This window comes from Micromonospora sp. RL09-050-HVF-A (genome assembly GCF_019374995.1).
GTDB classification, from domain to species: Bacteria; Actinomycetota; Actinomycetes; order Mycobacteriales; family Micromonosporaceae; genus Micromonospora; species Micromonospora antibiotica.
This window is the reverse complement of the sequence record NZ_JAGKQP010000002.1, coordinates 1935828-1952700: the sequence shown is the minus strand read 5'-3', so window position 1 is coordinate 1952700 and position 16873 is coordinate 1935828. Positions and strand designations below refer to the sequence as shown.

Genomic DNA, 16873 nt, shown 5'->3' with positions numbered 1-16873 from the left:
CCGCGCCCGATGCGTCGAGGCCCGGCGAAGAAACGTCAATGGGGGCGCGCGGCGATGCGCTCGCCACCTGTCGAACGGACCGTAACCTTACTATGGGAATTTCGCCGCAGCCAACGGTCGAAGCGCTCGCCAGAACCCCTAGATCTCCCCTAGGGAAATTGTGTCCTGGATCACCTGAGTCGACGGTAATGGATGCGCTGAGCTATCCGGCCGGCACCCCGAATCAATGCAGAAATGCCTGATCAGCGCAGTTCCACCCGGCCCTGTCGGGCATGTTCGCGGTCGTATGCCTCCTGCGCGTCGAGCATCGCGCCGAGGTGGTCGTGCGCCCACTGGACGGCCAGCTCGATGGCGGGCAGCAGGGTCCGACCCAGCTCGGTCAGGCCATAGTGGACGCTGCGCGGCGGGCCGGGCTGCTCCATCCGGGCGACGAAGCCGTCCCGTTCCAGGCCGCGGAGCGCCGCCGTCAGCACCTTCGCCGTGACCGGGCCGATCTGCGCCCGGATGTCGGAGTACCGCATCGGTCCCTCGGCCAACAGGGAGATCACCATCGCCGTCCACTTGTCGCCGATGTGGATCGGCGCGATGCCGGACGGGCAGACCGGATCGAAGCGCGAGGTGGAGTCCGTCACCGATCCAGCCTAACGAGGTTTCCCGGAAGAAACCTCGGTGCTCGTTACCGTGGCACGCCGGCGCCGTTCGCAGCCGTACAGCCCGTACGCGTGGGCGGCAAACCGGAACATCGGCATCGCGAGAGAGGGACGACCAGTGACCAAGATCGTAGTGTTCGGCGCAGGCGGCAAGGCGGGCAGGGCGATCGTGGCCGAGGCCGCCAGCCGTGGGCACGAGGTCGTCGCGGTCGTCCGGGACACCACCCGGTACGCCGACCTCTCCGGCTCCGGCGTCGAGGTGGTCGCCGGCGACGTCACCGACCAGTCGCAGGTCGCCGCCCTGGTCAAGGGCGCGGGCGCGGTGGTGAACGCGGTCGCCCCCGGTGCCGGGGACAACATGGCGACGTTCTTCACCGCCGCCGCCGGCGCGCTCGTCAACGCCGTCGCCGAGACCGGCGGGGGCCGCCTGGTCGCCATCGGCCTGTCGGCCTACCTCGACGCCGCGCCCGGCGTCCGGGTCATGGACACCCCCGGCTTCCCGGCGCAGTTCCAGGACTTCGCCAAGGCCCACGCGGCGGCGCTCGACGTGCTGCGGGAGGCGCCGGCGACGGTCGAGTGGTCGGTGGTGGTGCCGGCGATGGAGTTCGACCCGGAGGGCGAGCGGACCGGGGCGTACCGCGCGGGCGACACCGGCATGCTTGCCGACGCCGACGGTGCCAGCCGCATCTCCTACCGCGACTTCGCCATCGCCGTCCTCGACGAGGCCGAGCAGGGCGCACACCCGCGCACGCACTTCGCCGTCGCCTACTGAGCTCCGGCGCGGAGCACACCGCGTCCTGACCGTCGGCCCGGAACGCCGCGTCCGGGCCGGCACGAGTGGTAGCCGGCGCGGGGCGTCGCCCGCCCGGCCGCCTGGACGCGGGCCGGAACCCGCCCGGTCGGCTGCCCGCAATGGGCGCGGCAGCCGACCGGGCGGGTGGCCCGGGGGTCCCGTGACCGGGGTCGACCGTCCACGACGGACCCACCCCTGTGCCGGCACAGGACTGAAGCCCGGGCCGGCTGCGGCCTCCGCCACCGGCCCCCGGTGCGAGGGGTAGCCGGTGGCGGCGGCCGCAGCATGACAGGGCGGCGGGTCGACCGGAGTGCCCGGCTACCGGGCCTGCGGCTGGGAAACCGCCGGCCGCGGCCAACGGCACCGCCGACATCCACCGCCTCGGCCGCCGCCGCGCCTGGTTCCTGGTCCCGGCTCTGGCATTCGGCACGGCACAGCGGTCCGCCCATGGCTGGAGGGTAGATTCGCTGGCCGCTGGCCGCTGGCCGCTGGCCGCTGGCCCGCCGGAGGTATCCCGCGCGTGGGGTACGTGACCCCGGGTCTCCTCGGATCGACCGTCCGCCGTGCCCCGGACCCGGTCGCTCGTCGCCCGGAGTTGGCCCGTTCTGCTCGCCGGGGCGTGGCCCCGCGCGGGCAGCCCCCGTCCTGCTGCGCGGAGGGCCGGGCGCGCGTCGGATCGTCGTGCCGGTCGCGTGCCCTGTTTCCGCGCCGGTCGTCCGCTGCGTCCACGACCGGTGGCGTGCTTTCCCTCTCTGATTGTTCGCGTTCTCCCGGAGCATCGACGCCGGCGCGGTGAATTGTTTCCGCCGGGGAACGGTCTTGTTTCCGCCGCCACCCCCATTGTCGGTGGCCGCTGATCCACTTTCGAGCATTTTCCCAGCGTGGTAATTGCGCGCCGCAGGGTCCTGGTGTCGTACGCCACTGGCCAGCCGATGACGAAACAATACGAGTCCGGTTCTGATCAGCATGCGTATCGGTGCTCCGGTGCCCGTGGTCGATGTGGCGGCGGCCGCCCCGCCGGTGTGGCCGGGCGGGTGCCGGCCCCGCCGCCGCCCAGAGTCGCGCCGGCCGGAAAGTGCACTACGGCGGCCCTTTTGGATCGGCATCGCCGCCCGGCGCGGCCGGGTTCGTCAGGTGGCGACCGGTCAGTTGCCGCCTGTCGTCGCACGCTGCGGCGGCGGCGCTGGGTCGGCCGGGTCCAGCGCGGGGAGGTGACCGAAAAGGGAGCAGAATGCGTTGCCGATAAACATCGATTAAACGGAGAGTTGACGATTCTAGGGGAAATCTAGGGGTTGAAGGCAATCGATCACTGATCGACTCTGGACGGGTCGTTGGCGGAGCGGATCGAAGCACCTCTCTCGATCACCTGCAATTCCCACGCGCTTCGCGTCACTGGGCCCACCGCGTCGAACCCGGGGGAAATACGTGGCTGTCCTGCACGGATACGAGTCGGCTGATTCCACGGCGGACATCGCGATCACCGGCATCGCGTGCCGTTTTCCCGAAGCACCGGACCCTGCCCGATTCTGGGAATTGCTCGTGGCGGGCCGCAGCACCGTGCGGGACGTCCGGGACCGCTGGCCCGCCGCCACCGGGGCCGCCCGCTGGGGTGCCTTCCTGACCGAGGTCGACACCTTCGACGCGCCCTTCTTCGACATCGGCGCCCGCGAGGCCGCACTGCTCGACCCGAGGCAACGTCTCCTGCTCGAACTCGGCTGGGAAGCACTGGAAGACGGCCGGGTGCCCGCCGACACCGTGGCCGGCACCCCGTTGGGCGTGTTCGTCGGCACCACCTGGGACGACTACGCCCAGGTGGCACACCGCCACCGCACCGCGCTGCGCTCCGGCCACGCGATGACCGGCCTGCACCGCAGCATGATCGCCAACCGGCTGTCGTACTTTCTGCGCGCCAACGGGCCGAGCGTCACCGTCGACACCGGCCAGTCGTCCTCGCTGGTGGCCGTCCACCTGGCCTGCGCCAGCCTGCGCAGCGGCGAGTCGACGACCGCGCTCGCCGCCGGGGTGAGCCTGGCCCTGCTGCTGGAGAGCAGCCACATCTCCGACGACTGGGGCGGGTTGTCCCCCGACGGTCGCTGCCACACCTTCGACGCCCGCGCCAACGGCTACGTCCGGGGCGAGGGCGGGGGAGCGGTCCTGCTCAAACCGCTCGACCGGGCGCTCGCCGACGGCGACCGGATCTACTGCGTGATCCGGGGCAGCGCGGTCTCCGCCGGTGCGGGCGGCACCCCCACCACCCCCGACCCGGCCGCCCAGGAGGCGACGCTGCGGGCCGCCCACCGCCGCGCGGGCACCACCGCCGCCGACGTCCAGTACGTCGAACTGCACGGCACGGGCACCCGGGTCGGCGACCCGATCGAAGCCGCCGCGCTGGGCCGGGCGCTCGGCGACCCGGCCGCGCCGCTGGCGGTCGGCTCGGTAAAGACCAACATCGGTCACCTGGAGGGTGCCGCCGGCATCGCCGGACTGATCAAGACCGCGCTGGCCGTACGGCACCGCCAACTCCCCCCGAGCCTGCACTTCGCCACCCCGAACCCCGACATCGACCTGCCCCGGCTCGGCCTGACGGTGGTCACCGACCCGACGCCCTGGCCGCGCCCGGACAGGCCCCTGGTGGCGGGGGTCAGCTCGTTCGGCATGGGCGGGACGAACTGTCACGTGGTCCTCGGCGAGGCCCCCACCGACGCGCCGCCGGCCGCCCCGGTGACGCCGGACGTGCCGGTCGTTGCCTGGCCGGTGTCCGCGAAGTCCGACCAGGCCCGGGACGCCGCCGTGACGCGCCTGCGGGAGGGCGACGCCGACCCGGCGGCGGTGGCCTGGTCCCTGGCCACCACCCGGGCTGAGCTGACCCACCGGGCCGTCGTGGTCGGCGACCGGGTGCTCACCGGCCAGGCGGGCGACACCGCCCTGGGATTCGTGTTCGCCGGTCAGGGTGCCCAACGGGTCGGCATGGGACTGCGCCTGCACGCGGCCCACCCGGTCTTCGCCGCCGCCTTCGACGAGGTGTGCGCGCTGGCCCGGGTGGACCTACGCACGGCGATCAGCACCGGCGACGGGCTCGACGCCACCGGCACCACCCAACCCGCCCTGTTCGCCGTCGAGGTGGCGCTGTTCCGGCTGCTGGAGTCGTGGGGCGTCCACCCCGACGTGCTCGTCGGCCACTCGATCGGCGAGATCGCCGCCGCGCACGTCGCCGGCGTGCTCGACCTGCCGGACGCGGTGCGCCTGGTGTCCGCACGCGGCGAACTGATGCAGGCGCTGCCCGCCGGTGGGGCCATGGCGAACGTCCGCGCCGCCGACTCCGTCGTACGCCCGTTCCTGCGCGACGGCGTGGTCGTCGCGGCCGTCAACGGCCCCGACGCGACGGTGCTCGCCGGACCCGCCGGGCCGCTGCGCGCGGTCACCGGGGAGATCGCGGCGGCGACCCGGGCCCGGGTACGGCACCTGCGGGTCAGCCACGCCTTCCACTCCCCCCTGATGGACCCGATGCGCGACCGGTTCCGCCGGGTCCTGTCGACGGTGACGTTCCGGCCGGCCACCCTGCCCGTCGTCTCCACCGTGACCGGTGCGCCCGCCGACCTGACCGACCCCGAACACTGGGTACGCCAGGTACGCGAACCGGTGCTCTTCCACGCCGCCGTCACCGGGGCCGGCACCGCGTACCACGTCGGCACCTGGCTGGAACTCGGACCGGACGGCTCACTGTCCACCCTGATCGACGGCGGCGTCCCCACTTCGCGCGTCGACCACGACGAGGCCACCAGCATCGTCACCGCCGCCGCGACGGTGTGGACCCGTGGTCACCGGGTGGACTGGCGCAGCCTGCTCGGCGGGGCGGGCCGCGTCGTCGACCTGCCCACCTACCCGTTCCAACGCACCCGGCACTGGGTCGGTGCCCGGCCGGAACCCATCCGGACCGACCGGCCGGCCGCCGACCGCGACCTCACCGCCGAGATCGACGTCCTCGTCCGCCGGGTGCTCGGCGGACGCGCGCCCGCCGTCATCGCGCCCACCACCACGTTCCACGACCTGGGCTTCACCTCGCTGCTGGCGGTCGAGCTACGCGACGAACTCGCCGCCGCCACCGGTCTGGTCCTCCCCAGCGGGCTGCTGTTCGACCATCCCACCCCCGCCGCGCTCGCCGAACGGCTCACCGTGCTGCTGGCCGACAGCGACCCGGCCCCGACGACGAAGCCGACGACGACACCGCGACCGTCGTGGACGAACCCGTCGCCATCGTCGGGATGGCCTGCCGCTTCCCGGGCGGGGTGGCGTCACCGGAAGACCTGTGGACACTGCTCGTCGGCGGCACCGACGTCATTGGAGAGTTCCCCGACGACCGGGGTTGGGACCTGACGGCGCTGCGCGACTCCGGCCGGCTCGGCACCGGCTCGGGCGGGTTCCTCGCCGACGCCGCCGGCTTCGACGCCGCGTTCTTCGGCATCTCACCCCGTGAGGCGCTGGGCATGGATCCACAGCAACGGCTGCTGCTGGAGGTCTCCTGGGAGGCGCTGGAACGCGCGGGAATCGCCCCCACCTCCCTGCGGAACAGCCGGGTCGGCGTCTTCGCCGGCGCGACCGGGGGCGACTACGGCCCCCGGATGCACGAGGCCCACCCCGACGCCGAGGGCTACCTGCTCACCGGCATCAGCCCCAGCGTCGCCTCCGGCCGCATCGCGTACACCCTCGGGCTCACCGGGCCGGCACTGACGGTCGACACGGCCTGCTCGTCGTCGCTGGTCGCCGTACACCTGGCGGCATCGGCGCTGCGCAACGGCGAGTGTTCGCTGGCGTTGGCCGGGGGCGTCACCGTGATGTCCACGCCGGGCATGTTCGTCGAGTTCAGCCGGCAGGGCGGGCTGTCGCCGGACGGCCGGTGCAAGGCGTTCTCGGCCGACGCGGACGGCACGGGATGGGCCGAGGGCGCCGGGATGCTGGTGCTGGAGCGCCTGTCGGACGCCCGTCGGCAGGGTCACCGGGTGTTGGCGGTGGTGCGGGGTAGTGCGGTGAATTCGGATGGTGCGTCGAACGGCCTGACGGCGCCGAGTGGTCCGTCGCAGGAGCGGGTGATTCGTCGGGCGTTGGCGGTGGCGGGTGTGTCGGTGTCTGACGTGCAGGTGGTGGAGGGTCATGGGACGGGTACGCGGTTGGGTGATCCGATCGAGGCGGAGGCGTTGTTGGCGACGTATGGGCGGGGTCGGTCGGTGCCGTTGTGGTTGGGGTCGGTGAAGTCGAACCTTGGTCATACGCAGCATGCGGCGGGTGTTGCTGGGGTGATGAAGGTGGTGTTGGCGATGCGGCACGCGATGGTGCCGGGGTCGTTGCATGTGGGTGAGCCGTCGGGGTTGGTGGATTGGTCGTCGGGTGCGGTGGAGGTGGTGCGGGAGTCGCGGGAGTGGGTGGTGGCTGAGGGGGGTCGTCGGCGGGCGGGGGTGTCGTCGTTCGGGATCAGTGGCACGAACGCGCACGTGATCGTGGAGGAAGCGCCGGACGAGCCGGAGATGCCGGCCGGCGGCGGTTCGCCCGTGTCGTCGGGACCCACACCGGGGGTGGGTACGCCGGTCGGCGGCGTGGGGTCGTCCGCCGAGGTGGTGGCCGCGCCGTCGAGGGTGACGCCGTGGCCGGTGTCGGCGCGGTCGGTCGCCGGGGTGTGGGAGTTGGTCGGGCGGCTCGGCGGGTTGGCTGTGGGTTCGGGTGACGGGGCGGGGGTGGTCGGTGGTTCGTCGGCGGTGGATGTGGGGTGGTCGTTGGCGTCGACGCGGTCGGTGTTCGACGAGCGGGCGGTGCTGCTCGACGGTGTGGTGATCGCGGACGGGGCGTCGCTGGCTCCGGGGGTCCGGGCGTTGGCGTCGGGTGGGTTGGGTGTGGTGTTCGGGGGTCAGGGTGGTCAGCGGGTGGGGATGGGCTCGGGTCTGTATCGGGCGTTTCCGGTGTTCGCGTCGGTTTTCGATGAGGTGTGCGACCTGTTGGGTGGGGAGGTGCGGGAGGCGGTGACCTCCGGGGTGGGTTTGGACGACACGGGTGTGGCGCAGCGGGCGTTGTTCGCGGTGGAGGTGGCGCTGTTCCGGCTGGTCGAGTCGTGGGGTGTGCGTCCGGCGGTTCTGGTGGGTCATTCGATCGGGGAGATCGCGGCGGCGCATGTGTCGGGGGTGTTGTCGTTGCCGGATGCGGTGACGTTGGTGTCGGCGCGGGCTCGTTTGATGGCGGCGTTGCCGGTGGGTGGGGTGATGGTGTCCTTGCGGGCCTCCGCTGATGCGGTGCAACCGTTTCTGTCCGACGACGTGGTTGTTGCGGCGGTGAATGGTCCGTCGGCGGTGGTGATCGCCGGCCCGGAGCAGCAGACGTTGCGAGCGGCGGATGCGGTGGCGGCTGTGTTGGGTGTGCGGCAGCGGCGGCTGTCAGTCAGCCACGCGTTCCATTCGCCGTTGATGGAGCCGATGCTCGACGAGTTCCGCACGGTGGTCGAGGGTCTGTCGTTCCACCCTGCACAGATCCCGGTGGTGTCGACGGTGACGGGTCAGGTCGGTGGTCTGGGGGAGCCGGACTACTGGGTGCGGCAGGTGCGTGAGCCGGTGCGGTTTCATGACGCGATCGAGGCGGCTGGTCCTCGCTCGTGGTGGGAGTTGAGCGCGGATGGTGGTTTGTCGTCTCTGTTGGCCGACGGTGTCCCGATGCTGCGGCCGGGCGTGGACGAGGCCAGGTCGGCGGTGAGCGGGTTGGCGCAGGTGTGGGTGCGGGGGCACGAGGTCGACTGGCGGGGGTACTACGGCGGCGGCAAGACCGTCGACCTGCCCACGTACCCGTTCCAACACCAGCGGTACTGGCTCGACAACCAGCCGGCGGTCGGGACCACCGGCACCCGGCACGGTCTGCTGTCCACCTCGGTCGACCTCGCCGACGACACGGGAGTGCTGCTGACCGGCCGCGTCTCCACCCGCAGCCACCGCTGGCTCGCCGACCACGTCGTCGACGGGCGGACGCTGCTGCCGGGCACCGCGTTCCTCGAGGCCGCGCTGCGCGCCGGCGTCGAATGCGGCTGCCCCCGCGTCCAGGACCTCACGCTGCTCACCCCCCTCCCGGTCGGCCCCACCGCCGTCACCCTCCAGGTGACCGTCGGGCCGCCGACGGACGACGGCCACCGCACCGTCACCGTGTACGCCCGCGCGGCCGACTCGACCGACTGGACCCGGCACGCCGTCGGCACCCTGACACCCGACCGGCCGGCGTCGGCCGTCCCCCGGCTGCCGGCCGACGCGCAGGAACTGGACCTGACCGGGGTCTACGAGTCCGTCGCCGCACACGGCTACCACTACGGCCCGGCGTTCCAGGGACTCCGCCGCCTATGGCGCACCCCCGACGGTCTGTTCGCCGAGGTGGCCCTCGACGCGGGCGAGCCGGTGGAGCCGTACCTGCTGCATCCCGCCCTGCTCGACGGCGCGCTGCACCCGGCGCTGCCCGGCGTGGCCGACGACGCCCGCCCGGCCGCGTTGCCGTTCGCCTGGTCCGGTGTCCAGGTGCACGCCACCGGCGTCCGCCGGCTCCGGGTGGCGTACACCTGGACGGGGCCGCAGACGCTGTCGATGACGGCCGTGGCCGACGACGGCACGCTGGTCGCCGAGGTCGCCTCCCTGGTCTGGCGGCCGGTGGGCGCGGTACGGCGCGGTGAGGTGCTGACCCGGGGCTGGGTGCCGGCAGCCGCCCCCACCGGCACGTCCCGCCCGGTCACCGCCGTGGCGCTGGCCGCCCGGGGCACGGACCAGGCCGCCGCCGCACACGCCGTCGCCGAGGACGTCCTCGACGAGATCCACGCCGCGCTCGCCACCGACGACGGACCCACCGTGGTCTTCACCGTCGCCGACGACGCACCGGCCCTGGCCGTCGCCGCCGGGCTCGTCCGCTGCGCCCGCACCGAACACCCGGGCCGGTTCGTCCTCCTGCACCACGACACCGAGGTCGACGCGGCGGACCTGGCGCGGGTGGCCGCCCTCGACGAACCGGAGGTACGCCTCGCCGGTGGCGCGCTGACCGTCCCCCGGCTGCGCCGCGATGACCACACCCCGAGCGCCCCGGTCGACCTCGGCGACGGCACCGTCCTGATCACCGGCGCCAGTGGCGCGCTCGGCACCGGACTCGCCCGCCACCTGGTACGCGACCTGGGCGTACGGGGGCTGCTGCTGCTCAGCCGCCGGGGTGCGGACGCCCCCGGCGCCGACGAACTCGCCGACGAACTGCGGGCGTACGGCGCGGTGGTGACCGTGGCCGCCGGCGACGCGGCCGACCCGGAGCAGTTGGCCGCCGCGTTCTCCCTGATTCCCGCCGACCTGCCGCTCACCGCCGTGGTGCACGCGGCCGGTGTGCTCGACGACGGTCTCGTCGCCACCCTCACCCCGCAGGCGTTGCACGCCGTGCTGCGGCCCAAGGTGGACGCGGCGTGGCACCTGCACCGGCTCACCGCCGACCTCGACCTGGTCGCGTTCGTGCTGTACTCGTCGATCTCCCAGCAGATCGGCGCGGCCGGCCAGGCCAGTTACGCCGCCGGCAACGCCTTCCTCGACGCGCTCGCCGCCCACCGGCACGCCGCCGGCCTGCCCGCCACCTCGCTGGCCTGGGGGCTGTGGGCCGCCGAGGGTGGCATGGCCGAAACGCTCGGCACGGCCGACCTGGCCCGGATGGCCCGTAACGGGGTGGCCCCGCTGCGGCACGACGACGGCCTGGCCCTGTTCGACCGGGCCCTCGGGTTGCCCGGCCCGCTACTGGTCCCGATGCTGCTGGACACCGTCGCGCTGGCCACGACGAACGACCCGGCCGCCCTGCCCGCCGTGTGGCGCGGCCTGGTCCGCCCCCGGGCCGCCCACCCCCGGCCGGTCACCGACGGCCCGTCGCACCGGGACCTGGTGGAGGTGGTCCGTGCCGAGGTGGCGGCCGTCCTCGGTCACACCGACCGGACGAAGGTCGGGGCGCGGGCCGCGCTCACCGACCTCGGTGTCGACTCGCTCACCTCCGTCGAGCTGCGCAACCGGCTCGTCTCGGTCACCGGGCTGGCGCTGTCGGCGACGGTGGTGTTCGACCATCCCACGGTCACGGCGCTCGCCGACCATCTGCGGGAGCTGACCGGCGAGACCGACCCGGACGGCCCGGCGACCGGCACCGGCACCGTCACCGACGCCCACGACCCGATCGCCGTCATCGGCATGGCCTGCCGCTACCCCGGCGGGGTCGACTCCCCGCAGGACCTGTGGCGGCTGGTGGCCGAGGGGCGGGACGCGATCTCCGAGTTCCCGGTCAACCGCGACTGGCCGGAGGACCTCTACGACCCCGACCCGGGCCGCCCCGGGCACAGCTACGTCCGGGAGGGTGGCTTCCTGCACCGGGCGGACGAGTTCGACCCGGCGTTCTTCGGCATCTCGCCCCGCGAGGCGCTGGCGATGGACCCCCAGCAGCGGCTGCTGCTGGAGACGGCGTGGGAGGCGGTGGAACGCGCCCGCATCGACCCGTACTCGCTGCGCGGCAGCACCACCGGTGTGTTCGCCGGGCAGATGTACCACGACTACGCGCCGCCGGTCGACGCGATGCCCGGCGATCTGGAGGGCATCCTGCTCACCGGCAACACCGGCAGCGTGCTCAGCGGCCGGCTGGCGTACGTGCTCGGGCTCACCGGTCCCGCCGTCACCGTCGACACGGCGTGCTCGTCGTCGCTGGTCGCCACCCACCTGGCCGTCCGGGCGCTGCGCGCCGGTGAGTGCTCGCTGGCCCTCGCCGGTGGGGTCACCGTCATGTCGACGCCCGGCACGTTCGTCGAGTTCAGCAGGCAGCGGGGCCTGTCGCCGGACGGGCGGTGCAAGTCCTTCTCGGCGGACGCCGACGGCACCGGCTGGGGCGAGGGCGTGGGCGTGCTGCTGCTGGAACGGCTCTCCGACGCCCGCCGGTACGGGCACCCGGTGCTGGCCGTGCTGCGCGGGACCGCCGTCAACTCCGACGGCGCGTCCAACGGGCTGACCGCCCCCAACGGCGGCTCCCAGCGGGCGGTGATCCGAGCGGCGCTCGCCGACGCCGGACTGACCCCCGGCGACGTCGACGCGGTGGAGGCGCACGGCACCGGCACCCGCCTCGGCGATCCGATCGAGGCGGAGGCCGTCCTGGCCACCTACGGCCACGACCGGGTCGAACCGCTCTACCTCGGGTCCCTGAAATCCAACGTCGGGCACACCCAGGCCGCCGCCGGCGTCGGCGGCATCATCAAGATGATCGAGGCGATGCGTCACGGCACACTGCCGGCGACCCTGCACGTCTGCGCGCCGTCGCCGTTCGTGGACTGGTCCGCGGGCGCGGTGCGGCTGCTCACCGAACCCCGGGACTGGCCCGACACCGGCCGGGTACGCCGCGCCGCCGTCTCCTCGTTCGGGATCAGCGGCACCAACGCGCACGTCGTCATCGAGGCCGCCCCACCGGAGCCGACGCCCACCGCGCCCGACCCCGGCACCGCACCGGCCATCGTGCCGCTGGTGCTCTCCGCCGTCACCGCCGCCGGGCTGCGGGCCCGCGCCGACCAACTCGCCGACCTCCTCGACGGCAACGCCCCGAGCGCCGACCTGGGCTGGTCACTCGCGGCCACCCGCGCCGACCTGCCCGAACGTGCGGTCGTGCTGGCCGACCACGCCATCGCCCTGCGCGCCCTCGCCGGCCACGACCCGCAGCCCGGACCGGGCGGTGACGCCGAATCCGCCCTGGTGGTCGGCACCGCCGGCGACCACGGTGGCGTCGTGTTCGTCTTCCCCGGCCAGGGCGGCCAGTGGACGGGGATGGCCGCGCCGCTGATGGCACAGTCACCGGTCTTCGCCGCGTCGATGCGGGCCTGCGCCACCGCCCTGGCCCCGTACCTCGACGTCGACGTCACCGACCCGGACCTGGCCCTCGACCGGGTCGACGTGGTGCAGCCCGCGCTGTGGGCGGTGATGGTGTCGTTGGCCGCGCTGTGGCGCTCGCTGGGGGTGGAACCCGACGCCGTCGTCGGACACTCGCAGGGCGAGATCGCCGCCGCCGTCGTCGCCGGGGCGCTCACCCTCGACGACGGGGCAAGGGTGGTGGCGCTGCGCAGCCGGGCCCTGCGCGACATCGCCGGCGGCGGGGGGATGCTCTCCGTCGCCCTGCCGGCCGAGGACGTCGCCGACCGGCTCGCCGGCCATGGTGGACGGCTGTCCATCGCCGCGCTCAACGGGCCACGCTCCACCGTGGTCTCCGGCGACGCCGACGCGCTCGCCGACCTGCACGCCCGCTTCGCCGCCGAGGACGTCCGCTCCCGCATGGTCAACGTGGACTACGCCTCCCACTCCGCGCACATCGAACCCCTCGCCGGGTCGCTCACCGCGCTCCTCGCCGACGTGACACCGCAGCCGCCCCGGGTGCCGCTGTACTCCACCGTCACCGGCCGTCCGCTGACCGAACCGATGGACGCCGACTACTGGTACCGCAACCTGCGGCACACCGTGCTGTTCCACGACGCCGTCACCGAACTGACCGGCCACGGGCACGGCGTCTTCGTCGAGATCAGCCCGCACCCCGTGCTCGCCGTCGGGCTCACCGAGACGGCACCGGACGCCCGCGTCGCCGGCTCGCTGCGCCGCGACCGGGGCGGCCTCGACCAGTTCCTCACCGCCGCCGCGACCGCCTACACCTGGGGGGTGCCGGTGGACCTCACCGCGCTGTTCCCCGGGGCCCGGAGCGTGGACCTGCCCACCTACCCGTTCCAACGCGACAGGTACTGGCTGACCCGGCAACCCCGCGGCGAGGTCTCCGGAGCCGGCCTCGACCCGGCCGCGCACCCGCTGCTCGGCGCGGTGACCGCCCTGCCCGACGGCACGGTCCTGCTCACCGGCAGCGTGTCCCACCGCACCCAGCCCTGGCTGGCCGACCACGTCTTCTCCGGCACGGTCCTGGTGCCCGGCACCGCCCTGGTGGAGCTGGCGCTACGCGCCGGTGACGAGGTCGGCTGCGGTGAGGTGCGCGAACTGACCCTGGTGGCCCCGCTCGCGGTGCCCGACCGGACGCCGGTGCGGGTGCAGGTCCGGGTCGGCACGCCGGAGGCCGACGGCGTCCGGCAGGTCACCGTGCACGGCCGGGCCGCCGAGGACGACCCGTGGACCCTGCACGCCACCGGCAGCGTCGCGCCCGCCACCCCGGACACCCCACCGTTCCCGCTGGTGTGGCCGCCGGCCGGCACGCAACCGGTCGACCTGGACGGCGTGTACGACCGGCTCGCCGCGCACGGCTACGACTACGGGCCGTCGTTCCGTGGCCTGCGCGCCGCGTGGACCGGACCCGACGGTGACGTCTACGCCGAGGTGGCGCTCCCCACCGCCGACGACGACCGGTTCCTCGTCCACCCGGCACTGCTCGACGCGGCGCTGCACCCGATGCTGCCGGGGGTGGTCGGCGACCGGCCGGCGGGTCTGCCGTTCAGCCTGTCGGGCGTGCGGGTGACCGCCACCGGGGCGACCGCGCTGCGCGTACACCTGTCGACGGGCAACCCGGCGGACGGCACCGCGCGGGTCGTCGCCGCCGACCCCGGCGGCACCGTCGTCGCCGTCCTCGACACGGTCGTGCTGCGGCCGGCCGCCGCCCCCGCACCGTCCCGCGACCCCCTGTACCGGGTGGAGTGGACACCCCTCGACCTGCCCGCCGCCGCACCCGTCCCGGCCGGCACCGAGGTGCTCGTGGTCCGCCCGGCCACCACCGGGGACGTCCCCGCCGACATCCGGGCCACCCTGAGCCGGGTCCGCGACGACGTCCGGACCTGGCTCGCCGCCGACCACCCGGACGACGCGCGCCTGGTCGTGGTCACCACCGGCGCCGGCCCCACCGGCACCGACCTGCCCGCCGCCGCCGTCTGGGGTCTGCTGCGCACCGCCCAGACCGAGAACCCCGACCAGGTCGTCCTGCTCGACGTCGACGCCACCGCGGTGCTCGACGACCTGCTCGGCCCGGTACTGGCCAGCGGGGAACCGCAGGTGGCGGTCCGGGCCGCGACGGCGTCCGTGCCCCGGCTCGCCGCCGCCTGGCCCGACCTGGTGCCACTGCCCACCGACGAGGCGCACCGGATGGTCGTCACCCGCCCCGGCACCCTGGACAGCCTGGCCTTCGAACCCTGCCCGCAGGTGTGGCAGCCACTCGGCCCCACCGAGGTCCGGCTCGCCGTGCGGGCCGGTGGCCTGAACTTCCGCGACGTGCTCATCGCCCTCGGGCTGGTCCCGCAGCAGCACGCGCTGATGGGCGCCGAGGGCGCGGGCGAGGTCCTCGCCGTCGGGTCCGCCGTCACCGACCTCACCCCCGGCGACCGCGTGTTCGGCTACTTCGACGGCGCGTTCGCCCCGGTCGCCGTCGCCGACCGGCGGCTGCTGGCCCGGATGCCCGACGACTGGCCGTACGCCCGCGCGGCCACCGTGCCGGTGGTGTTCCTGACCGCCTACTACGGCCTGGTGGACCTCGGCCGCGTCCGCCCCGGTGACCGGGTGCTCGTCCACGCCGCCGCCGGTGGGGTCGGCATCGCCGCCGTGCAGCTCGCCCGCCACCTCGGGGCCGAGGTGTTCGGCACCGCCAGCCCCGGCAAGTGGGACACGCTGCGCGCGCTCGGCCTCGACGACGACCACATCGCCAACTCGCGCACCCTCGACTTCGCGACGGCGTTCCGCGCCACCACCGGCGGACGAGGGATGGACGTGGTGCTCAACTCGCTTGCCGACGACTTCGTCGACGCCTCACTCGGCCTGCTCGCCGACGGGGGACGCTTCCTGGAGATGGGCAAGACCGACATCCGGGACCGCGCCGAGGTGCACGCCGCGTACCCCACCGTCGACTACCGGCCGTACGACCTCACGGCCCTGGCGGTCACCGCACCCGACGCCGAAGGGGCCGAACCGGAGCGGCTGCGGACGATCCTCGCCGAGGTGCTGGACCTCTTCGCCGCCGGGGTGCTCGCCCCACTGCCCGTCACCACCTGGGACGTGCGCCGCGCCCGGGAGGCGTTCCGGGCCCTGCAACAGGCCCGCACCATCGGCAAGGTCGTACTCACCGTGCCGAGGCCGCTGGACCCGGCGGGCACCGTCCTGGTGACCGGGGCCACCGGCACCCTCGGCGGGCTCACCGCCCGGCACCTGGCCGCCACCCACGGCGTACGCGAACTGCTGCTGGTCAGCCGGCGCGGACCGGACGCCCCCGGCGCGGCCGACCTGGTCGCCGACCTGGCCGACCTCGGCGCGCGGGCCCGGGTGGTCGCCTGCGACGTCGCCGACCGCGACGCCCTCGCCGCGCTGCTCGCCGACATCCCCGCCGCGCACCCGCTGACCGCCGTGTTCCACACCGCCGGGGTCCTCGACGACGGGCTGTTCACCGCCCTGACCACCGCCCAGTTCGACACCGTCCTGGCGGCCAAGGTGGACGCCGCCTGGCACCTGCACGAGCTGACCGCACACCGGGACCTGTCCGCGTTCGTGCTGTTCTCCTCGTTCGCCGGGCTGCTGGGCACCCCGGGACAAGCCAACTACGCCGCCGCCAACGGTTTCCTCGACGGCCTCGCCGCGCTGCGCCGCGCCGCCGGGCTGCCCGCCGTCTCCCTGGCCTGGGGACTGTGGGCGCAGGCCAGCGGCATGACCGGGCACCTGTCGGAGACGGACCTGGCCCGGATGGCCCGCGAAGGGCTGCGCCCCCTGGAGGCAGGGGAGGGGATGAGCCTGCTCGACGACAGTCTGGCCGCCGGCCTGCCCGTGGTCGCGCCTACCAAACTCGGCCTGCCCGCGCTGCGCGCCCAGGGTGACGCGCTGCCCGCCCTGCTCCGCGGCCTGGTCACCCGGACCTCCCGCCGGCAGACCGCCACCGGCCAGGCGACGGCCGGCACCCTCGCCGACCGGCTCGCCCCGCTCACCGAGGCGGACCGGACGACCGCCCTGACCGACCTGGTCCGCGCCCAGGTGACCGCGGTGCTCGGCCACGGCGGCGACGGCGTCGTCGACCCCGACCGGGCCTTCCGCGACCTCGGCTTCGACTCGCTCACCGCCCTCGAACTGCGCAACCGGCTCGGCACCGCCACCGGGCTGCGCCTGGCCGCCGGGGTGGTCTTCGACCATCCCACCCTGACCGAACTGGTCACCCACCTGCGCGGCCAGTTGACCCTGGACGCCCCGCCCCGACCGGACGGCAGTCCCACCGGCGTCCTGGCCGAACTGGACCGGCTGGAACAGGCGATGCGTCAACTCACCGACCGACCCACCGGTGCCGTCGCCGACCGGCTGCGGGACCTGCTGGCGATGTGTGGTCCGACCCCGGCGGCCGTTCCCGACGTGGATCTGGACACCGCGACCGACGACGAACTGTTCGCGCTCGTCGACGAACAGAACTGACACCCGACCCTGCCTGACTGGGA

Annotated in this window: 4 protein-coding genes; 3 read left to right on the top strand and 1 reads right to left on the bottom strand. The window is 74.2% G+C overall.

Annotated features, from left to right (window positions below; genetic code table 11):
• Positions 1–242: 242 nt before the first annotated feature.
• On the bottom strand, positions 243–632 hold the full coding sequence (locus J7462_RS08465) for a helix-turn-helix domain-containing protein (protein WP_307799254.1): 390 nt from the start codon (positions 630–632) through the stop codon (positions 243–245).
• A 136-nt stretch (positions 633–768) separates the two neighbouring features.
• Here J7462_RS08465 and J7462_RS08460 point away from each other — a divergent pair, with 136 nt between their 5' ends.
• The 3 genes from J7462_RS08460 to J7462_RS32010 all read left to right on the top strand — a co-directional run bounded on the left by J7462_RS08460 (position 769) and on the right by J7462_RS32010 (position 16850).
• Positions 769–1422, top strand: coding sequence for an NAD(P)-dependent oxidoreductase (locus J7462_RS08460; protein ID WP_219463261.1), 654 nt, complete (start codon positions 769–771; stop codon positions 1420–1422).
• Between the two features lie 1446 nt (positions 1423–2868).
• The gene (locus tag J7462_RS08455) at positions 2869–5817 is read left to right on the top strand and encodes a type I polyketide synthase (RefSeq protein WP_219463259.1); all 2949 of its coding nucleotides are present in this window, start codon (positions 2869–2871) and stop codon (positions 5815–5817) included.
• Positions 5706–16850, top strand: a complete 11145-nt coding sequence (locus J7462_RS32010) for a type I polyketide synthase (RefSeq protein WP_255598336.1) — start codon at positions 5706–5708, stop codon at positions 16848–16850. Before J7462_RS08455 ends, J7462_RS32010 begins: the two co-directional genes overlap by 112 nt.
• Positions 16851–16873: the final 23 nt, after the last annotated feature.